At 63.1% G+C, this 20766-nt stretch carries 18 protein-coding genes; 6 read left to right on the top strand and 12 right to left on the bottom strand.

Going from position 1 to position 20766, the window contains the following annotated elements:
• Positions 1-9 precede the first annotated feature (9 nt).
• From nhaA to LDN70_RS06660, 4 genes are all read right to left on the bottom strand, one after another.
• Positions 10-1341, bottom strand: coding sequence for a Na+/H+ antiporter NhaA (nhaA, locus tag LDN70_RS06645; RefSeq protein WP_223942104.1), 1332 nt, complete (start codon positions 1339-1341; stop codon positions 10-12).
• 157 nt (positions 1342-1498) lie between these two features.
• Positions 1499-1720, bottom strand: coding sequence for an SCO4848 family membrane protein (locus LDN70_RS06650; RefSeq protein ID WP_223942105.1), 222 nt, complete (start codon positions 1718-1720; stop codon positions 1499-1501).
• Between the two features lies 1 nt (position 1721).
• On the bottom strand, positions 1722-2219 hold the full coding sequence (locus LDN70_RS06655) for a DUF2505 domain-containing protein (RefSeq protein WP_142939823.1): 498 nt from the start codon (positions 2217-2219) through the stop codon (positions 1722-1724).
• A gap of 47 nt (positions 2220-2266) precedes the next feature.
• Positions 2267-3793, bottom strand: coding sequence for an SDR family oxidoreductase (locus LDN70_RS06660; protein ID WP_223942106.1), 1527 nt, complete (start codon positions 3791-3793; stop codon positions 2267-2269).
• A 109-nt stretch (positions 3794-3902) separates the two neighbouring features.
• Here LDN70_RS06660 and mfd point away from each other — a divergent pair, with 109 nt between their 5' ends.
• Both mfd and LDN70_RS06670 read left to right on the top strand, forming a co-directional pair.
• On the top strand, positions 3903-7535 hold the full coding sequence (gene mfd, locus LDN70_RS06665) for a transcription-repair coupling factor (protein ID WP_223942107.1): 3633 nt from the start codon (positions 3903-3905) through the stop codon (positions 7533-7535).
• A gap of 4 nt (positions 7536-7539) precedes the next feature.
• On the top strand, positions 7540-8349 hold the full coding sequence (locus LDN70_RS06670; RefSeq protein ID WP_142939820.1) for a metal-dependent hydrolase: 810 nt from the start codon (positions 7540-7542) through the stop codon (positions 8347-8349).
• A 12-nt stretch (positions 8350-8361) separates the two neighbouring features.
• Here LDN70_RS06670 and LDN70_RS06675 read toward each other — a convergent pair whose 3' ends face one another.
• The 4 genes from LDN70_RS06675 to LDN70_RS06690 form a co-directional block, all read right to left on the bottom strand.
• Positions 8362-9309, bottom strand: a complete 948-nt coding sequence (locus LDN70_RS06675) for a right-handed parallel beta-helix repeat-containing protein (RefSeq protein WP_223942108.1) — start codon at positions 9307-9309, stop codon at positions 8362-8364.
• Positions 9310-9507: 198 nt separating this feature from the next.
• Complete coding sequence (locus LDN70_RS06680) at positions 9508-9735, bottom strand: hypothetical protein (RefSeq protein ID WP_142939818.1); 228 nt, start codon at positions 9733-9735, stop codon at positions 9508-9510.
• Between the two features lie 52 nt (positions 9736-9787).
• On the bottom strand, positions 9788-10480 hold the full coding sequence (deoC, locus tag LDN70_RS06685; protein ID WP_166841409.1) for a deoxyribose-phosphate aldolase: 693 nt from the start codon (positions 10478-10480) through the stop codon (positions 9788-9790).
• Positions 10481-10595: 115 nt separating this feature from the next.
• A complete protein-coding gene (locus LDN70_RS06690) occupies positions 10596-11501 on the bottom strand; it encodes an FAD-dependent oxidoreductase (RefSeq protein ID WP_223942109.1) in 906 nt (301 codons plus the stop codon).
• 207 nt (positions 11502-11708) lie between these two features.
• Here LDN70_RS06690 and LDN70_RS06695 point away from each other — a divergent pair, with 207 nt between their 5' ends.
• Both LDN70_RS06695 and LDN70_RS06700 read left to right on the top strand, forming a co-directional pair.
• Positions 11709-12314 carry a dihydrofolate reductase family protein gene (locus LDN70_RS06695; protein ID WP_166841407.1) on the top strand — a complete coding sequence of 202 codons (606 nt, stop codon included), beginning with the start codon at positions 11709-11711 and terminating at the stop codon, positions 12312-12314.
• A complete protein-coding gene (locus tag LDN70_RS06700) occupies positions 12311-12907 on the top strand; it encodes a hypothetical protein (protein WP_223942110.1) in 597 nt (198 codons plus the stop codon). The genes LDN70_RS06695 and LDN70_RS06700 overlap by 4 nt, the downstream gene beginning before the upstream one ends.
• Before the next feature lie 102 nt (positions 12908-13009).
• On the opposite strand, the gene LDN70_RS06705 is transcribed toward LDN70_RS06700, so the two are convergent.
• Entirely contained in the window at positions 13010-13441 is a 432-nt protein-coding gene (locus LDN70_RS06705) for a hypothetical protein (RefSeq protein ID WP_223942111.1), read from the bottom strand.
• Positions 13442-13618: 177 nt separating this feature from the next.
• Here LDN70_RS06705 and LDN70_RS06710 point away from each other — a divergent pair, with 177 nt between their 5' ends.
• Positions 13619-14050, top strand: a complete 432-nt coding sequence (locus LDN70_RS06710; RefSeq protein WP_223942112.1) for a LexA family protein — start codon at positions 13619-13621, stop codon at positions 14048-14050.
• A gap of 290 nt (positions 14051-14340) precedes the next feature.
• The gene (locus LDN70_RS06715) at positions 14341-15639 is read left to right on the top strand and encodes a Y-family DNA polymerase (RefSeq protein WP_223942113.1); all 1299 of its coding nucleotides are present in this window, start codon (positions 14341-14343) and stop codon (positions 15637-15639) included.
• A gap of 28 nt (positions 15640-15667) precedes the next feature.
• On the opposite strand, the gene LDN70_RS06720 is transcribed toward LDN70_RS06715, so the two are convergent.
• From LDN70_RS06720 to nirB, 3 genes are read right to left on the bottom strand one after another with little or no spacing between them, the layout of a single operon-like run.
• Positions 15668-16825: a uroporphyrinogen-III synthase gene (locus LDN70_RS06720; RefSeq protein WP_166841403.1), complete on the bottom strand. Its 1158-nt coding sequence runs from the start codon at positions 16823-16825 to the stop codon at positions 15668-15670.
• Between the two features lie 12 nt (positions 16826-16837).
• On the bottom strand, positions 16838-17872 hold the full coding sequence (cobA, locus tag LDN70_RS06725; RefSeq protein ID WP_223942114.1) for a uroporphyrinogen-III C-methyltransferase: 1035 nt from the start codon (positions 17870-17872) through the stop codon (positions 16838-16840).
• 9 nt (positions 17873-17881) lie between these two features.
• Complete coding sequence (gene nirB, locus LDN70_RS06730; RefSeq protein ID WP_223942115.1) at positions 17882-20512, bottom strand: nitrite reductase large subunit NirB; 2631 nt, start codon at positions 20510-20512, stop codon at positions 17882-17884.
• Between the last annotated feature and the right edge of the window lie 254 nt (positions 20513-20766).

A 20766-nucleotide genomic window follows, 5' to 3' on the forward strand; every position in this document is an offset into this window, starting at 1 on the left:
ACCTCCGCCTTAGGCGCGGGCAAAAACGTCAGGTACGCCGTCGCCGTCGTCGTCCCGTTCTTCGTCTGCCTGCACTTGGCGGTAGCGCCGGTTGCGGGCCTTAAGCACGACGGCGGCCAGCAGCGCCGAGATCAAGGAGCCTGCCAGGATGGCCACTTTGGCGTGGTCGTTATGGGCGGAGCCGGCGCCGAAGCTCAATTCGCCGATCAGCAATGAGACCGTGAAACCGATGCCGGCCAGCAGTGCCAGCCCGAAGAGGTCGATCCAGGCGATGCTGGAGTCCAGGCTTGCGCGCGTGGTTTTGGTGACCAGGAACGTGGTGCCGAAGACACCCACGGCCTTGCCCACCACCAATGCTGCAACAATCCCGAGCGCCACGGGGTCCCTGAGGGCGGCTCCCATGCCGTCCAGTCCGCCCAAGGCCACGCCTGCGGAGAAGAACGCGAAGACAGGTACCGCAAAGCCTGCCGAGAAGGGGCGTAGTTTGTGTTCGAGGTGCTCGGCCAGGCCCTCTGCCGGTTCTCCCTTTTTGCCGCTGGCCAGGACGGGAACGGCGAAGCCCAACAGCACTCCGGCCACGGTGGCGTGGATACCGGAGGCGTGGACGAAGCCCCACGTGGCCAAAGCAAGGGGCAGCAAGAGGTACCAGCTGCTGATCCGCTTCTGCACCAGGAACGTGAAGAGGGCAAGCGGCACCAGGGCGGCCAAAAGCATGAGCGGCTGGAGCCCCGTGGAGTAGAAGAAGGCGATGATGCCGATGGCGATGAGGTCGTCCACCACGGCGAGCGTCAGCAGGAATGTCCGTAGTGCGGCGGGCAGGTGCGTGTTGATGACGGCCAGCACCGCGAGGGCGAAGGCGATGTCCGTGGCTGTGGGAATAGCCCAGCCTTTGAGCGTCTCTCCGGCTGTTCCCAGGTTGAAGAGGACGTAGATCAGGGCCGGCACCACCACGCCACCAACAGCAGCAGCGACGGGGACAACGGCTTTGGAAGGTTTACGGAGTTCCCCGGCCACGAATTCGCGTTTGAGTTCAAGTCCTGCCAGGAAGAAGAACACCGCCAGCAGGCCATCCGAAGCCCAGTGGCCAAGGCTCAATTCAAGATGCCAGGGTTCGTAGCCGATCTTGACGTCTCGGAGTGCGAAATAGCCGTCTGCTGCAGGGGAGTTCGCCCAGATGAGCGCCACCACGGTAGCTGCCAGAAGGAGTGCGCCGCCCACCGTTTCCGTACGGAGAATGGAGAGGATCCGGCGATATTCGGGGTATGTGGAGCGCGAGAAGACTTTGCTGGAGCTGCTGGAGTCGGGCTCGGGTGCTGCGGGCTGGCTCGATGGGTGGGGCACTGGGGCTCCTCAAGAGTGGTCGGGCATTCGCGGTACGGCAAAAGAACCGCCGACCAGACTTCCCGGCACACCACTACCCATCCTACCCAACTGAGTCGCAGTAGTGCGCGTTATGAGCTCTCAAAACGCGCACTACTGCGACTCAGTTGGGTGAGGGTTAGGCGATCAGGCCCGCGATCCCTATGCCCGCCGTCGCGAGTCCGAGCACCATGGAGATGGTGACCAGCACAACGTGGACCGTGAGGAACGTGGTGGCCTTCCCGGCTGCATCGCGGGCGCGGGGGTCCTTCATGACGCGCTTGAGGAACTGCGGCCACACCACCAAGGACCAGACGCCGGCAACGATCAGGACGATCGCCAGGATTGCGGGGATCTCCACGCTAGTGGCTTTCGAGCCAGGCCTGGGCCTGCTGCGACTGGATTCCCAGGGCCTTGCCAACCATGGGCTCTGCGGCATCGGCGATCTTGCCACCGAGGAACGGAACCGAGGAGGTCACGTTGCCTTCAAGCTCGATCCGGGTGCTGCCGCCTTCGGCCACCAGACGCTGCACCGCAGAGACATCGAGCGGAGCGCCGGCGATCTTCAGGTCAATGGTGCTGGACCGTGAACCGTCGGCAGCCGGGGCTTCCCACTTCTCGGTCTGGGTGACCTTCAGGGTCTCGCCAACGAACTTGCGTGCGATGTCCGGCAGTCGCGTGGTGGGCAGCGTACGAACCGTGGTGGTGGTGAAAGCGCCGGCGGTGTCGCCGTCAACGGTGAACGATTCCAAGGAGCCGCCCACGTATTCGCTGGTGTGACGCAGGAAATCCTCGTTGACAAAGACTGCGGCTACGCGGTCAACGCTGTGGGGCAGGGTGGTGGATGCACTCAGGGCCATGGGTCCTCCGTGGATGGTTGTGGTGAAGCTTTTTAGCTCCCAACATCCTACGGTGTCTCGGTGGACACCCCGGAACCGGCCTCCTGAAGGGTGGTGGCCGCCGCGGAAATATTGCGGGCCATGGAAGGGAAGATGAACCCATGGAAAGGATAAACGCCCAACCAGTAGAGCCTTCCTGCCAAACCGCGGGGGAAGAAGATGGCCCGTTGTTTGTAGAGGCTGCCGCTGCCGTCGGGCTCTACCGACAACTCAAGCCAAGCACCGCCGGGAGCCCGCATCTCGGCCCGTAAGCGCAGCAGGTGTCCACGGTCAATCGCCTCCACCCGCCACCAGTCCACTACCTCGCCCGTGTTCAGGGTCTTGGGATGCCTGCGTCCGCGCAAGAGCCCCGCACCGCCCTGCAACTTGTCCAGCCAGCCCCGGACCCGCCACGCCAAGGGAAGGGAATACCAGCCGTTCTTGCCGCCGATTCCCTCAATAATGGTCCAAACGTGTTCAGGCTTGGCTTCGCTGTGGAAGGTCCGTTCGTCCAGGAACACTTTGTACCCGGCCCAGTCGGGGTCGCTCGGCAGGGGATCAGCGTCAATGCCGGCGTTGGCCCACGTGGTCTCCACCTGTCCGTCCCGTTCCTTGCCCAGAGCCAAAGCGACGGCACGCCGGTAGGGCGTCAGGCCGCCGTCGGGCTGTGGAATGTAACGGTCGACGTCGTGCTCCCGCGACACCGCGTCATGCTGCAGCGACTGCACCAAGGGCAGGGACATGGACAACGGAATGGGAGTCACCAGCGCAACCCACAGGCCAGCGAGCTTGGGCGCGGGCACGGGGAGGGCGATCACCAGTCGCCGCGGGAGCCCACGCTCCACGGCGTACTTGTTCATCATGTCCTTGTATTTCAGGACATCCCGGGACCCAATGTCGAAGGATCGGTTCAGTTTCTCCGGGATGGCAGCCGCAGCTACAAGGTAATGCAGGACGTCGCGGACGGCGATCGCCTCAACCCTGTTATTGACCCAGCTGGGCGCCGGCATGACCGGGAGCGTCTCTGCCAGGTGCCGGATCATCTCGAAAGAGGCCGAACCCGAACCGATGACCACACCGGCCTGGAACACGATGGAGTCAACCGCCGATTCAAGGAAAACCCGGCCTACGGTCTCCCGGGAACGCATATGGATGGAAAGATCCTCGTTCTCCGGGTGCAGTCCGCCCAGGTAGACAATCCTGTCCACACCCGCATCCGCGGCCGCTCCTGCCACGAGCTTCGCCATGGATTCTTCCTTGGCTTCAAATCCGCTGCCGGAGGCCATGGAATGCACCAGGTAATAGAGCACATCCACGCCGGTCAGGGCAGCGGCCAGGCTATGGGCATCGGAAAGGCTGTCCTGGATGATCTCAACCTCGTCATGCCACGGAACATCGGCAATCTTCTGTGGCGTGCGGACAAGGACCTTGACCTTGTGGCCGGCTTCAAGGAGCCGGGGGACCAGTCGCCCGCCGATGTAGCCGGTGGCGCCTGTGACCAGTACTGTCTTGGTCTCCTGCGGGGTATTGGAATGCGTAGCTTCCGAAGGCTGCAATGGAACTCCTGTGGCTGGGGGTAGAGGTAGGCTGGAATGACCCGGCATTCATTTGAATTTCCGGGCATTTGTGTTGCCTGCCCTTGGACCCACCCTAGGAGTTTCTGCCATGAGCCTCAACGGTCTGCGCCGCGCACTGGCGGAGGACAAGACTTTTGCGCGCGTTCGCACGGAGGCGCAGCGGTCCTTCAGCGACCGGAACGCCGACTACCAGATCAGCGCCCCCCAAGGGATGCGCGCGGTGTTGCTGGCCGAAATGGCCGACGCCCTGGCTTCCGCTGGCGTCGACGGTGACAGTGCCCCCGTGGTCCTGGCAGTCACCGCAACCGGCCGTGAAGCCGAGGACCTCACCGCGGCGCTCGCCTCCTACCTCCCGGCAGAGTCCGTGGCCACCTTCCCCAGCTGGGAAACCCTCCCGCACGAACGGCTTTCGCCACGCTCGGACACCGTTGGCCGCCGCCTCTCGGTCCTGCGCCGCCTGACGCACCCGGAAAGCTCGACGGCGGCCCCCTTGCGTGTGGTGGTAGCCCCGGTTCGCGCCGTGGTCCAGCCGATTGTGGCCGGCCTTGGTGACTTGGTCCCCGTCACCTTGCAGGTGGGGCAGGAACGTTCCTTCACGGAAGTTGTCCGTGCCCTGTCCGATGCCGCGTATGCCCGCGTTGACATGGTGACGCACCGCGGCGAGTTCGCCGTCCGTGGCGGCATCCTTGACGTCTTCCCGCCTACTGAGGACCACCCCATCCGCGTGGAGTTCTTCGGAGATGAAGTGGACCAGATGCGCTGGTTCGCCGTGGCAGACCAGCGCTCGCTGTCAGCACCTGGAATTCACCACCCCACTGAGCTCCACGCGCCCCCGTGCCGGGAGATCCTGATTACCGCGTCCGTGATGTCCCGTGCAGCCAAACTCAAGGCTGACATGCCTGCCGCGGCTGACATGCTGGAGAAGATCGCGGGCGGAATCGCTGTTGAAGGCATGGAATCGTTGGCACCTGTTCTGGTGGATGCCATGGTTCCGTTCGTGGACCAGCTACCGGCCGGCTCGCTGTCGGTGGTCATCGAACCGGAGAAGGTGCGCACCCGCGCGCACGACCTCGCAGCCACCAACGAGGAATTTCTGGAAGCTGCCTGGTCAACAGCGTCCGACGGCGGTGCGGCGCCCCTTGATCTCTCGTCCCAGGCCTCCACTGACTTGCACGCCGCCAGTTTCCGCTCGCTCACCGACACCCGCTCGGCCGCCTTGGAACATGGCGTGTCCTGGTGGTCCATCACATCGCTTGCCTCGGACGAGGACCTGGTCCTGGACATTGATGTGCTCAACATGCGTGCCCGCGAACCTCGTGGCTACCAGGGGGACGTGGCCGAGATGCTGGAGTTTATCGGCTCCCGTGTGCGTGAGCAGTGGCGTGTGGTGGTGGTGACCGATGGTCCCGGGCCCGCCCAGCGTTTGGCGGAGCTGTTCCACGACGCCGAGATTCCCTGTTCCCGCGTTGACTCCCTGGATAAGGAACCCCAGCCGGGCATCATCGAGGTGACAACCGCCGCCGTCGGACGCGGTTTTGTCCTGGACGGCCTCAAACTTGGCCTGTTGACCGAAGCTGATTTGTTGGGCCGTGCCACGGCCAGTTCCACCAAGGACATGCGCCGTATGCCGTCCAAGCGGCGGAATGCCGTGGACCCGTTGCAGCTGCACGCCGGCGACTTCGTGGTGCATGAGCAGCACGGAATTGGCCGGTTCGTGGAACTGATCCAGCGCAAGGTGGCCGGAACGTCGTCCTCGGACGCCGGGCTGCGTGAGTACCTGGTGCTGGAGTACGCGCCGTCCAAGCGCGGCGCGCCGGGTGACCGGCTCTTCGTCCCCACCGATCAGCTGGATCAAGTGACCCGGTACGTTGGCGGAGATGCGCCGGCGTTGAGCAAGATGGGTGGCGCGGACTGGGCCAGCACCAAGTCCAAGGCACGCAAGGCCGTCAAGGAAATCGCCGGTGAGCTGATTCGCTTGTACTCGGCCCGCATGGCCTCCCGGGGTCACGCGTTCGCGGCCGATACTCCTTGGCAACGCGAGCTTGAAGAGGCGTTCCCCTATGTGGAAACGCCGGACCAGTTGACCACCATCAATGAGGTCAAGGCGGACATGGAGCGGGAGATCCCCATGGACCGTCTGGTTTCCGGCGACGTGGGCTACGGCAAGACCGAAATCGCCGTACGGGCAGCCTTCAAAGCCGTCCAGGACGGCAAGCAGGTGGCGGTTCTGGTGCCGACCACCCTGCTGGCGCAGCAGCACTACGAAACGTTTACCGAGCGCTTTTCCGGCTTCCCCCTGAGGGTAAAGCCGCTGTCCCGCTTCCAAAGCAGCAAGGAAGCGAAGGAAACAGCTGAGGGCGTCAAGAGCGGCGCCGTGGATGTGGTGATCGGCACCCACCGGCTTCTGTCCAAGGATTTTCAGTTCAAGGACCTGGGCCTGGTGATTGTTGACGAGGAGCAGCGCTTCGGTGTGGAGCACAAGGAAGCGCTCAAGAAAATGCGCACCAACGTGGATGTACTGGCCATGAGTGCCACGCCGATCCCGCGAACCCTGGAAATGTCGCTGACCGGTATTCGCGAAACATCCACGCTGGCCACCCCGCCGGAGGAACGCCACCCCGTGCTGACCTACGTGGGCCCGTACACCAACAAGCAGACCTCCGCCGCGATCCGCCGTGAACTCATGCGCGAAGGCCAGGTGTTCTTTGTCCACAACCGCGTCTCGTCCATTGAACGCATCGCCGCCCAGATCCGCGAACTGGTGCCCGAAGCCCGTGTGGAAGTAGCCCACGGGCAGATGTCGGAGAGCCGCCTTGAGAAGATCATCGTGGACTTCTGGGAAAAGCGTTTCGACGTCCTGGTCTGCACCACCATCATTGAGACCGGCTTGGATATCTCCAACGCCAACACCTTGATTGTGGACGGTGCTGACAAGTACGGCCTCTCGCAGCTCCACCAGCTCCGCGGCCGTGTTGGCCGTGGCCGGGAACGTGCCTACGCCTACTTCCTGTACCCCTCGGAGAAACCCTTGGGCGAGGTGGCGTTGGAGCGCCTCAAAGCGGTGGCCGCGCACAACGAGCTCGGTGCGGGCATGCAGTTGGCCATGAAGGACTTGGAAATCCGTGGAGCGGGCAACCTGCTGGGTGGCGAACAGTCCGGCCACATCCAGGGCGTGGGCTTCGACCTCTATATTCGCCTGGTGGGTGAGGCTGTTGCCGAGTACCGCGGCGAGGCCGAAGAGAAGGCCGCGGAGATGAAAATCGAGCTGCCTGTCAACGCCCACCTGCCGCACGACTACGTACCCGGCGAAAGGTTGCGCCTGGAGGCGTACCGGAAGCTGGCTTCCGCCATCACGTACGAGGCCATCGAGGAAGTCCTGGCGGAGCTTGTGGACCGCTACGGCGAGCCGCCGCTGCCTGCCCAAAACCTCATTGCCGTGGCGCGCTTCCGGGTAGGTGCCCGCGAAGCCGGCCTGTCCGACGTCGCACTTCAAGGCAACTTCATCCGCTTCTCGCCGGCGCAACTGCCCGAGTCCAAAACCATGCGCCTCAACCGCATGTATCCGGGCTCGCAGGTGAAGCCTGCCTTGGACGCGGTGCTGATTCCCAAGCCCAAGACCGCGAGGATCGGCGGACGGGACCTCCAGGACGCCGAGATCCTTCAGTGGGCCAACAACGTCATTGAAGCGATTTTCGCTGATGTACCCGTGAAGGCTGGCTAACTGCATGATGGGAGGACACCACGCCGCGTCGGGAGCCGCGGCGTGGATTGCCATTGCCTCGACCGGACCTTACGCACTGGGCTGGTACCCGCTGGATTCCACCGGAATTTTGATCGGTGCCATGGCGACGGCGGGAACTGCTTTGGTGGTGGACTGGGACCACCGCCACAGCACCATCGCCAATTCGCTGCCGCCGCTGTCCAATGTGATTGCGGTGGGGATCGAGAAGGCCAGCGGCGGGCACCGGCAGGGGACGCACTCGCTACTGGGTGCCTCCGCGTTCGTGGTACTCGCGGCCATGGCGGCCCAGTTCCAGATGGTGACCCCTGTAGGCAAGCTTTCCATCGGCGCGGGGTTGCTCTGCATGTTCATGATCAACCTGGCAGCCAAAGCCCTGAACCTGTTCCCGAAGTCAGGCTGGATCACCAACTGGCTCTTCGCTGTGGTGATGGCCGGCCTGGTGACCTGGTTCGCGCCGGATCAATGGGGCTGGCTGCCGCTGTCCATGCTCACCGGGGTGGTGGTGCACATCGTGGGGGACATGATCACCGTTGGCGGGGTGCCACTCCTATGGCCCATTGTCATCAAACCACCGAAGTTCCTGCGCAAATCCGTGATCCGGGGTATCTGGCGGCCGAATGGGGCCTTCTCCATCCCCTTGCTGGGACGGGCTGGTTCCCGACGTGAGTGGTTGGTCCTGATACCAGTCAGTGGCTACGCCATGGTGGGCATGGGCGTGGCCGCGTGGACTCTGGCTCAACAGCATTGGCCCGGCGTGCTGGCGGCTCTGGGCGGGGTAGTGCAATTGCCGTGACAGGCCGCTAAGTCAGCAGCGTGTCCCATTGTTGGCCAGAACGTTCCCGGGCGCATCCTCAAGCATGATGGAGCCGGCGTGGCAGGTGACGTTATCTGTCACCACGATGTTCTCCAAATCGCCGTGGAAGTTGAGCCACGGGCCTTGAAGGTTGAAGAACTCGTTGTTCTTTACCGCAACGTCGCGGACCGCAGCGGCGCCGTCGTCGTAGTATCCGGTTTTGATTCCGTCCGGAGAACCCCAGAATCGGTTGCCGTCCACGGTGATGTTGTAGATCTCATGCGTCCCAACGGCCAATTGCAGGCCGGAGCCGTGCGATCCGCCGCGGACGTCGTTGTTTCGATACGTCACATCATGAACGGGTGCGCCGAGGGCCTGGGCCACGAGGCCGTCGTCGCCATCCGCCCCCTGCCGCTGGTCAACGGTGTTGCCCTCAACCAGGCCATGATGGGAATCGGTGATGTGAATGCCGTCCAGCTGATCGTAGCGGCCGCTGCTGGTCACCAGAGTGTTGTTGTTCCGGACGCAGAAATCGCTGCTGGCCACCACCGCGATTGAATAGGTGTAGGGATTGCGGGTGGTGACGCCCTCCACCACGGCGTTGGTGGAGTGACGGACATCCACCAGGTACTCGTGCAGGCGTCCCGGGAGGTTGCCCTCCAACTCGTCACCATTTTGGTCTGCGGTGAGTTGGGCGATGGTTACGTTCTGTGCGCCGTTGGTGGTGATCAGGGGGTGCCCACCGAATGGTCCCTCGAATTCCAGAAATTCCGGGCCCGCTTTCAGGACGGTTGCCGGTCCTGCTCCACGGAGGGTTACGTTGCTCTTGAGAATGAGGGGGCGCTCCAGGGTGAAGACACCTTCGGGGAGTTGGACGATCGCTCCGCCGCTCTTGGACGCTGTGTCTATGGCCTGCTGCATGGACTTGGACGTGTCCTGCGGGTCCAGGTAGCCGTCCACCCTCCATTCTTGGACGCTGCCGGCCTTGCTTCCGTTGGTATGGCAGGGCCCGGGTTCTGCTCCCCGGGGTGCATCTGACTGACCCGGCGGTATGGGCCCACCGCAGCCTGTGAGAAGCAGTGTGGCAGCCAGGGAAAGGGCCAGCAAAAAGGAATGGCCCAGGCAGGAGCCTGGGCCATTCAACGTCATGAGCAGCGCTTAGCTTTCGCCTGCGGAGTCAGAGCGGCCAAAAACGGTCTGCGGGATCCAGAAAGCCAAGGCAAACAGGCCGAGGCACACGGCCATCGGCCACGGGTTATCCAGCGTCAGGAAGGACAGGGAGTAGATGGCGCCCAGGAAGAGCGCGATCATGACCACGAACAGCACAATGCTCTGGACGAGACTATTCTCTTTTTCAATGGGGGCGCTTGTGGCGTTCTTGGACATTCATTCCTCCTCGGCCCCGCAGGGCTCAAAATCTTTGACGGCAGCGGAAGCCTTAGTAGGCAGATGAACCCTGTTCACCTTTGACAATGGCAATTCCGGAACTCGCTCCGATACGTGTTGCACCAGCAGCAATCATAGCCTGTGCATCAGCCAGGGACCGCACGCCACCGGAGGCTTTGACGCCCAGGTCCGGTCCCACAGTCTTGCGCATCAGTGCAACGTCTTCAACGGTTGCGCCGCCGCCATTGAAACCGGTGGAAGTCTTAACGAAGTCCGCCCCCGCTTCCACAGCCGCTTCGCAGGCGATCACCTTCTGCTCATCGCTCAGCATGGATGTTTCAATGATGACCTTCAAGATGGCCTGGCCGGCGTGGACTACCTCGGACACAGCCCGGATGTCCTCCACCAGCGCGCCCTTGTCGTTGGCGCGGGCGGAGGCCATGTTGATCACCATATCGATTTCATCCGCGCCGTCCAGCACGGCACCCCGGGCCTCAAAAGCCTTCACGTCACTCGGCGTGGCGCCCAGCGGGAAACCGATCACCGAGCACGTGAGCACACCGGAACCCTTGAGGGCCTTGGTGACGGTTTTGACCCACACCGGGTTGACGCAGACTGACTTGAACTTGTAGTCGACGGCCTCCGCGCACACCTTGAGGACGTCAGCCTCGCTGGCCTCAGGCTTCAACAGTGTGTGGTCAATGTAGGAGGCGATATTTGCAGGGGCGACGGCTTCGTTGCTCATGGAATCCTTCCGTGCAGGGCGTGGCCGGCCCGGTGGCCGCAGGGTTGTCACTGCCCGTCAAAGGACCATCTTGCCACATGCGCCGGGGGCCTCTCCGGCCCCCGCCAGCAGCACCTCATGCGGCCAGCAGTGCCTGCTGATCCTCTTTCCCTGCACCGAGCAGCAAGCCCGAGGCGCACAACATTGCAGAGGAATCGGCGGAGAGAAGCAGGCCCAAGCGGAGCCCGTCGCAGGACGCGGCATCGCCGATCGCCCAAATGCCCGGGACGGAGGTGGTGAGGTCGCGCCCCACTGAAATGCCGCCGTCGGAGGCTATTGTGAGTCCGGCGCTTTCGGCGAGGTCGTTGCGGGCAGTGCGTTCCTCGGCCAGGACCACCAAGTCGCCCTTCATGCTGCTGCCATCTTCGAAGAGGATGCCGGTTGCCGGCAGTGTGGAACCTTGAGGACGGGCGTCTGGTCCGGTGCCGGTCTCAGTGCCCGGGAAAGGCACGACGGCGGTGGGGCGGAGGGTTGTGCGGACGGGGCGGACTCCGCGGGCCCGCAACACGGCCTCAGCCTGGCCCGCTGCAGGACCGTTACCCACCAGGATTCCCAGCGGGCGGCGGCCCACCAACCGGGTGACGTCTTTGACCGCTTCGCCGATGGAAACGGCGTCATCGATGGTGGAGTAGCTCAGGCCTGATTCGGCGCCTGCCACCGGCGGAAGGGCCGGGGCCGAGCCGGTGGCGATGACCAACTGGTCGTAGGAGAACTCCATGCCGTCCACGGTGGTGACGATCCTTGCATCGGCGTCAATGAAGCTGGCCGCCTGGCCGAAGCGGACCGAGACCTGGGGGAGTTCGGCGAGTTCCAACAGGGCCTCAGGGCACTCGTCGCGGTTGCTGAGTACCGTGATGGTTCCCCGGAAGGCGCGCTGCCGGGAGTCGGACCCGCCGGCGAGTCGCCGCACCAAGGCCTGGGCCGCTGGGCCTGCGCCTGCAATGACGATGTGGTGGGAAGGTGCGGACGGGATGGCGGACATGTTTGGCCCTTTCGCTCATGTGACCTGCTGTTGTTCATCAGCGTAGGGGGCCGGTTTTTCGCGGGTGTTTCGCCGCTGTTGCCATCTAGGGCCTATCCGTAGCGTGGTGTTTACCGGCCGGTAATAACGTGCGTCACATGTGGGTCCCGCCGGGCCGGCTTCAATGCCCGTCTGGAGCGGTGATAGTGCAGATGTCATGATGGACGCATGAGCCACGTCACGTGCGATCTGACTGTTTCCCTGGACGGATATGTTGCCGGTCCCAACCAGCGGCTGGAGGAACCGTTGGGCGACGGCGCAGAGCTCCTGCACAGATGGATGTTCGAGGAGCCGGAGGCGAACGCACCCGAGATTGAGGCGATCCTGGCGGCAGGGGCCTTCATCATGGGACGCAACATGTTCGCAGGACCCGGACCGGCGGCGTGGGACAAGGAATGGCGGGGTTGGTGGGGCGATGAACCTCCGTATCACGCCCCCGTATTCGTTCTGACCCACCACCGTCGCGAGCCGCTGGAGATGGAGGGCGGCACAACTTTTTACTTTGTGACCGACGGCATTGAATCGGCGTTGGCGCAGGCCCGGGAAGCGGCTGCGGACAAAGATGTAGCGATTGCCGGGGGAGCGCAGACAGCCCGCCAGTACCTTTCAGCCGGGCTCATGGACGAGTTGCGGCTGCACATTTCCCCCATGATTCTTGGTGGCGGGGAGCGATTGCTCGACGACGTGGGGAACCTGACGCTTGAGCAGACCGGGGTGCGCGGGACCGGGTTGGTCACGCACGTACGGTATCGACCCAACATAATAGGGTCATGACCCGTTCCCTCCGAGCTGTGGCCAGGGCTGCCATGGTGGCCGTGATCGTTTCTTTCATGACGGCATGCAACGCGCCGGCGCCACTGCCCGAACAGGACCCCCGATCCATTCCGCACGACGCGGACACCGGGCAGACCATTGCTGAAGCCCGCGAGGCCATCGACGCTATTCCCGGGATTTCCGTTACCGACTTTGCGGGCGGAGGCCCACCTAATGTGAAGGGCAACACCGGTTACGCGGTGGCGTTCGACATTGAGCCCGGGTACACCGTCACCTACGGCGACTTGCTCATCGACTGCATCGTCCGCAACGTGTGGGCTGTGGGCGAGGGCTATATGCCCAACACGCAGATCCAGATCTCTGCGAGCACCGCCGACGGCGAGCCATTCTTCGACCTCACAGCCGCAGCCGTGGGCTCGGCCTGGCTCAGCCCGCAAACTTCCACGCCCTCGGAGCACAACACCGTGATTATCCCGCTCAGTGCTGAGGACCCGGAGGGGGCACGGAACCTCTCCCTGTTCAAGAAAGACGGTTCCTGGCCGGGCGTCATACCGAAGCCTTTCTCCTATGACGTCACCGTCAAGAGTGGCTGATCCCACGCGACAGCCGCTCCGCGCGTTAGCGGCCCCCACGGCCGTGGTTTGCCTGAGTACAGGGCGTCGAGGACGCTAAGGTCGGCGCCGCTGACACTTGCCTTACCGCTGGCGCGTGACCTTGCGTGGCTGGCGGAACTCCTCGGGCACGTTGACAACGCCCTTCGGAACAGCAACCGTTATTCCCTTTTTGGTGACACTGGTGACCTTATGACCCAGCTGCTTGGCGTACTCAACCACGGGTCGCGAGGCAGCCCTGTTCCGGGCGATGGCGATGAGCACGATCGTGAGGAACGCGAGGGTCAGCAGTCCGGGCACCACGATGGCGATCGCCGGGCTGATGAGACCGTTCAGAAGCAGGGCCGGACCGAGGAACCACAGCGCGACAGAGGACACCATAAACCCGAGAACCAACTTCTCGGAGTGTGCGTGTACGGCCTGGGCGTGGGCCAGCTCATCCGGGTAGCGTTCCTTGACCATGCGTGTGATGTCGGCGCTAAGCGCGCCACCGAGTTGCCTGGTCCGGTCGGTCATTGCTCTCCTATGTGTTCGTGCCAGAAGTTGTTCGCTTGATCTTCCCTCAAAATACTCGTCATTCGTCTCACCGCGAGAAACCATCGCCCTGAGGTGCCGAGCGAAGCGGAATGGACAGGATGTCTGGGGTCCGCTGTACACTGAATTATCGAACATATATTCGAATAAAGGTGTGTTGTGGGCGTGATAGTCGGCCCCCGCGTGGTAGATGCGGGCTTTTCCCTGATGTCAGTACTGTTGGCACCTATTCCTGTGGCGGCGGGATATCCCTCGCCTGCGCAGGACTATTTTGATGGTCGGATTGATCTCAATGAGCATCTGATCAAGGATGTCACCAGCACGTTCGTGGTGAGGGTGACGGGTCAGTCCATGGAGGGTGCCGGGATCAGTGACGGGGATGAGTTGATCGTTAACCGGGCACTGGAGCCCAAGGATGGGTCCGTCGTCGTTGCTGTCCTTGATGGTGAGTTGACCATCAAAAGGCTGCGCGTCACGCCGTCGGGAGTGGTGCTGCAGGCGGACAATCCCAAGTATCCGGACATTCGAGTGCCCGCGATGTCGGAACTGACCATTTGGGGCGTAGCCACAACGTGCCTGCATCACATTTGATTGAATCCAGCCGGTAGGGCTTCGCACCCTCTGGGTCGCCGACGCCCTCCTGGGCATCCTCTTCCCCACGCTGGCGGCCCTCGGGGAAGGCTTGGCCACGCGGGCCATCTACCTGGATTTCCGTACCACCGGCATCCCGTCTGCCCGGACTTTTCCACAATCCGGTGGGCGGGATGTTTTCTTGTCGGGGCCCGAAGGTACAGTAGAAGTATTCGAATATATGTTCGAATACGCGGCGTGTCCTGCACTGAAACGGCGGCTCGCGTGCTAATGCCGATTTAGGGATGGAAATGTCCAAGCCAGCGCTCATGCACCGCATGCAGGAGATTGCCCATGTGGATATCAACTGCTTCTACGCCTCGGCGGAGCGTGCCTTCAACCCAGCGTTGGAAGGCAAACCGTTGATTGTCCTGTCCAACAACGACGGCTGCGCTGTGACCAGATCGCCGGAGGCCAAGAAACTGGGAATCGGGCTGGGGGAGCCATGGTTCAAGCTCGCGCCACGGGCCGAGGAATGGGGATTGATAGCCCTGTCGAGCAACTACGAACTGTATGGAGACATCAGCTCGCGCGTCATGGAGCTCCTGGCCCGGTACTCAGCATGGCAGGAGGTGTACTCCATTGATGAGGCGTTCCTGGGAGTGAAGGGGCAACCGGATGACCTGCTGGAATTGGGGCGAACCATCAAGGTTGCCTGCCAACGGCATGTGGGGGTTCCCGTTTGCGTAGGGATCGCGCGCACTAAGACTCTCGCCAAGCTGGCCAATAAGTGGGCCAAGCATAATCCGGCCTTCAACGGTGTGTGCCGTTGGGACTCCATTCCCGAGGCCCAACGCGAGGCACTCATGGCGCGGCTCTCCGTGATAGAGATCTGGGGCGTCGCCACCCGGCTCACAAGACGCCTGAACGCGATGGGAATCTTCTCCATCCTGGACCTGGTCAGGGCCGACCCTGTGGCGTTGCGGGACAAATTCTCCATTGTCATGATGCGCACTGTCCTGGAACTGCAAGGCACGCCCTGCATCCCTATGGAGGAAGAACGAATCGGGCGGGACCAACTGATTTTTTCCCGGTCTTTCTCCACGCCGATCACCACGGCCGCGGAGTTACGTCAGGTGCTCAGCGTCTACGGTCAGATGGCCAGTGCCAGGCTGGCCAAGCACGATCTTCAGGCCAAACTGCTGACTGCCTTTGCTGCAACATCGGTCTACAACCCCAACGACAAATCGTTCCCCACCGTCAACATCAAACTACCCATGCCAACCTCGGACCCCGTTCTGCTGACCAAGGCCGCACACGCTCTGGTTCCCAGGATCCAGGAAGGCGTCAGGTACGCCAAAGCCGGGATCATGGTCACTGACCTTCGCCCCAGCGGCAACCAGAAACCATTGGAAATCTTCGAGAACCCGCATGAAGAGCAGGGCATTGGCCCCTTGCTGGAGCAAGTCAGCAAGCGGTATGGCCGGGGCTCCATTGGTTTGGGCCATGCGGGCATCAAGGGCGGCCCGGACTGGTCCATGAAACGGGACATGCTCAGCCCCCGCTACACCACCAACTGGGACGAACTTCCCCTGGTGAAGGCGGCCTAGCGTGGCAGGGAAAACCGTGGCAGGAGGACTAAGCCCGCAGCCGGTAACCCCGCTTCACCACGGTTTCCACCAGCTTGCCGTCCGGAAGGGAGGACCGCAGCCGGCTCACCGTCATATCCAGGGCGTGCACAGAGCCGCGCAAGTCCAACAAGTCAGAGAGAGCCTCCCGGGACAGTACAGCTCCACCCGCACCCAGCAGCGCTCGCAACAGCAGCAGGGGTGCCGGTGCAAGGTCCACCACCTCGCCGTTAATCCGCAAGCAGCGTCCGCGCAATTCGATGGTGGCGCTTTTTGTTTCCAAACGCCGTACGTGGTTCAACGAGAGATGTTCGGTCACCAGCCTGATCAGCGCACCCATGCGGTACCGGTCGGGAATCAGCGGCGTCAGCCCGGCGTCAACCAGCGGTTGTGCGGTGACCGGCCCAACGGCCGCAACAGTTACCGGACCCTTCAGGGCTTCGATGAGCTGGCGGTAGAGGCCCATTTCGTGGGCGGTGCTCCACATCGCATCCACGGCGGGGGCGCTGGTGAACGTCAGGACGTCGAGGTTGCCACCCACCACGGCTTCGATCAGCCGCGGCAGCTTGTCTTCGCCGTCGGGCTTAACCCAGCGGTACGGGGTCACGGTCAGGACCGTGGCGCCGGACATGCGGAGCCGTTCCAACTGGCGGACGTCGGTGTACCCGTGCAGCTGCACAGCGACGGTCTTGTTGCGAACGCCTTCGGCCAGCAGCATGTCCACCAGGGTCGCGGTGGTTTCGTCACTGCTGATTCCGACGTCGGCAAGACCGGCCGCCCGCACGGCGCCGCGGGCTTTGGGGCCACGGACGAACATGCGGCATGCGGACAGCGTTTCCAGGAGTTGCTCGCCGATGCCGAAAGAATCTGCGGCTTCACACCAGCGGCGCATCCCGTATGCCGTGGTGGCGATGCAGATGTCCGGTTTAGCCGCGATGATGGTGCGGGTGTCCTCAATGAGGACCATATCCTCCTGAACCGGGGCGATCTTCAAAGCCGGGGCGTGCAACACGCTCGCACCGCGACGCTCCAGGGCCTCAATGAGGTCCCGGGAGCGGCGGTGCGAGGTGACGCCAATGCGGAATCCGTCCAGCGGCGCTTCTACGGCTTCGGAAGCTTCCGGCGCGGCCGTAGCGTCCTGGACTTCGATGGCATGTGCAAGAGTCATGGGTTCTTACCTTCAGGCTTCAAGGAGCGAAGCCGCGAGTCGGCTCAGTTCAGCGGATGCTTCGGCATGGTTCCGGTTGGCTTCAGCAACGCGGACCACCTCGCCGATGACCAGTACGGCCGGGTTGCTGCAGCCGGTGGCCGCCGTTTCGATGGTACCGAGGTCCGCGATGGTGGTGCGCTGTCCCGGGCGGTAGCCACGTTCCACCACCGCCATGGGCATGTCCGGCCTCATCCCTGCCCGGCGAAGACCAGCGGCCAGCTGCGGCAGGGTACCGATGCCCATGAGGACCACGATCGTCCCGCCAAGGCCGGCAAGATGGGTGTGTTCCTTCTCGGTCAGGGGGGCATGGCCGGAGACCACGGTGAACATGTGGCTCACTTCGCGGTGTGTCACTGGAATGCCGGCTGCGGCGGGCACGGAGATCGCGCTGGTGACGCCGGAGATGACCCGGACGGGAACACCGGCTGCAACACAGGCCGCCACTTCCTCGCCACCACGGCCAAAAACGTACGGGTCCCCGCCCTTGAGCCGGACAACGTTCTTGCCCAGCAGGGCAGCGTCCACCATGAGCTTTTCAATGTCCCGCTGAGTTACTTTATGGAGCCCGGGCTGCTTTCCCACGTCCACGAGTTCTGCAGAGGTCAGATCGACCAGCTCCTGGTAGGGAGCGAGCCGGTCATAAAAGACGACGTCGGCATCGCGCAGTGCGTCCACGGCACCCACGGTGAGCAGGTCCAAGGCCCCAGGGCCCCCTCCCACCAGGGTCACATGGCCTTCGGCTCCGGGAGCAGGCTCAAACGCAACGGGAACCCCGGCGTCGCGGCAGCGTTCCACCAGCGGCAGCCAGCCGGCCCCGCCGTCGTCCACTACGGCCACCAGGAAAGGGCGCTCGGGCAGCTGGCCGTCACCTGGCATGCCTTCGGGGGAGCTGAGCCGGTACACGTTGGCGCCGGCCTTTTGGTAGCGGCGGACTGCTTGACGGGCAGATTGTTCATTTCCCGTAACCAGGACGTCGCGGCCGGTGAGATCAATGGTGAGCTGCATGGTGAACCCCTAGTTTTCTACGCCGACGGTTTCGCTGCGGACCGGGATGGTGGAAGCGATGAGTACGCCGCCCTTTTCCTCGTTGGTGGCCGGACGGATCTGGCCGCGCTCCGGTACGAAGGAAATGGACTCGTCCTTCTGGTTGGGGGCGTTGACGAAAGAACGGAAACGGCGGAGGCGCTCCGGGTCCTTCAGGGTCTCGGCCCACTCGTCCTCATAGGTGTCGATGTGCTTGGCCATCGCCGCCTCAAGCTCTTCAGCGATGCCCAGGGAGTCGTTGACCACTACTTCTTCGACGTGCTTGATGCCGCCGTCCAGTTCTTCCTGCCAGCGTGCGGTGCGCTGGAGTCGGTCTGCGGTGCGGATGTAGTACATGAGGTAGCGGTCGATGTACTTCAGCAGGGTTTCGTCGTCCAGGTCCTTGGCCAACAGCTGGGCGTGGGCCGGGGTGGCTCCACCGTTACCGCCTACATACAGGTTCCACCCATCGGCGGTGGCAATGACACCAACATCCTTGCCACGGGCTTCTGCACATTCACGGGCGCAACCGGAGACGCCCATCTTCAGCTTGTGCGGGCTGCGGAGGCCACGGTAACGCAGCTCCAGCGCGATGGCCATGGCCACCGAATCCTGCACACCAAACCGGCACCAGGTGGAACCAACACAGGACTTAACCGTGCGAAGACTCTTGCCGTAGGCCTGACCGGATTCGAAACCGGCATCCACCAGTTCCTTCCAAATGTCCGGGAGCTGCTCGAGGCGGGCACCGAACATGTCGATTCGCTGGCCGCCGGTGATCTTGGTGTAGAGGTTGTACTTCTCAGCGACGGCTGCGATGACGCCCAGGCCCTTCGGCGTGATCTCGCCACCGGCGATGCGGGGGACCACCGAATAGGTGCCGTCCTTCTGCATGTTCGCCAAGGCGCGGTCATTGGTGTCCTGCAGTGCACCGCGGCCGGCATCCAAAACGTACGCGGAGTGCTGGCTGGCCAGGATGGAGGCGATGGTGGGCTTGCAGATATCGCAACCGGCGCCCGTGCCGTACTTGGCCATGATGTCTTCGAAGGACGTGAGCTCCAGGACGCGGATGGCGTCGAAGAGTTCCTGGCGGGAGAGGCTGATGTGCTCACAGAGGGCCTTGGAGACCTCGATGCCGGACTTCTTCAGTTCGCCTTCAAGGAGCTTCTTGAGCATGGGAACGCACGAGCCACACTGCGTTCCGGCCCGGGTGCAGCCCTTCAACTCACCGAGTTCCTGCACGGGGGAGTTGCCCTCACAGGCACCGCAGCCATTGATGGTGTCGCGAATGGTTCCGGCGGCCACGTTGTTGCAGGAGCAGAGGATGGCATCGTCCGGAAGCTCGGTCTCCGGAGCCTCGCCACCACCGGCAGCGCTCAGGTAGGCGCCCGGCTCGGCGGACAGTTCGCGGCCCAGAAGCGGGCGAAGACTCATGTACGGGGAAGCATCGCCCACGAAGATGCCGCCCAGGAGCGTCTTTGCATCATCGGTGGTGACAATCTTCTGGTAAACGCCACGAGCGGGGTCCGCGTACACGATTTCCAGGGAGTGCTCGGTCCGGGCAAACGCGTCCCCGAAGCTGGCCACGTCCACACCGGACAATTTGAGCTTGGTGGCGGTATCAAAGCCGGGGAACGTTGCTTCGCCACCGTGCAGGCGGTCGGCCACGATCTCAGCCATGGTGTTGGCAGGAGCAACAAGTCCCAGGCACATGCCCTCAAAGTTTGCTACTTCACCGATGGCCCAAATGCCGGCCACTTCGGTGGCACAGAAATCATTGATGACAACGCCACCGCGCTGGCCCAGGCTGAACAGCTGCTCTTCGCCTTCTGCTGCGCGGAAGAGATCGTCGCGAGGCTTGACGCCGATAGCCACGATTACCAGGTCCGCCTCAATGGTGCGGCCGTCAGCCATCAAGACTCCGGTGACATTGCCCTCGTCGTCCGTCAATACCTCGGAGGGGAAGACGCCGCCGTGGACTTCAAAGCCCTTCGCTTCGATCAACCGGCCCAGTGCCTGCCCCGCACCTTCATCCAGCTGGGTGTTCATGAGCCAGGGCGAGCCGTTGATGACAATGGGAGTGGCGCCGAGCTGCTCCGTGCCAGCCGCAGATTCCAGGCCCAGGAGACCGCCGCCGATGGTCACGGCGTTGACCTTACGGCCCAGCTTCCCGCTCAGTTCGGCGATGGCCTTATTGATGGCCCACACGTCCTCAAGTGTCCGGTAAACGTGCGTGTGCTCTGCGCCCGGGATGGGGAGGCGGGCTGCGTCAGAACCTGTAGCCACCACCAGGTGGTCGTACTCATACTTGTTGCCGGCGGCGGTGAGGACACTCTTGGCGACCGAATCGATCTTCACGGCGCGCTCGCCGGTGACCAGGGTCAGGGCCTCGTGGTCCCACATGGACGCATTGCCCAGGGTGAGGTCTACGTCGGTTTCCGTCAGGGCCTTGCTCAGCGCCACACGGTCGTAGGGGAGGTGCGCCTCTTCGGTCAGCACCGTAACCTGCCAACCTTCAAGACCGCGATTGAACATGGCATCGGCGAAACGGTGGGCAGCGGGGCCGCCGCCGACGACGACGATGCGGCGCGGGTTCTCTGTACTTGAAGTGTGTCCGGTCACTGGTGGGCCTTTCGCAGATGTTGCATACGGATCTGTCGCAACGTGTGCTTCCAGCCTAGGGACGGGCAGTTTCGCTTCAGTTTCCCTTATGTTTCGTGATCTTAACTTCTGCATCACGAACGCATTTCATCAGGTGTGAGGTCTCTTTTACGCATTGGACACATACACGGACAACCGATGAAACACCGTGGTCTTAGCTTGGAGGAGTGGCCGCAAGTGTGGCCCGGTCCGGGGGAATGACGGTGAAAATACCA

Origin of the sequence: Arthrobacter sp. StoSoilB22, assembly GCF_019977315.1 — a bacterium.
GTDB lineage: Bacteria > Actinomycetota > Actinomycetes > Actinomycetales > Micrococcaceae > Arthrobacter.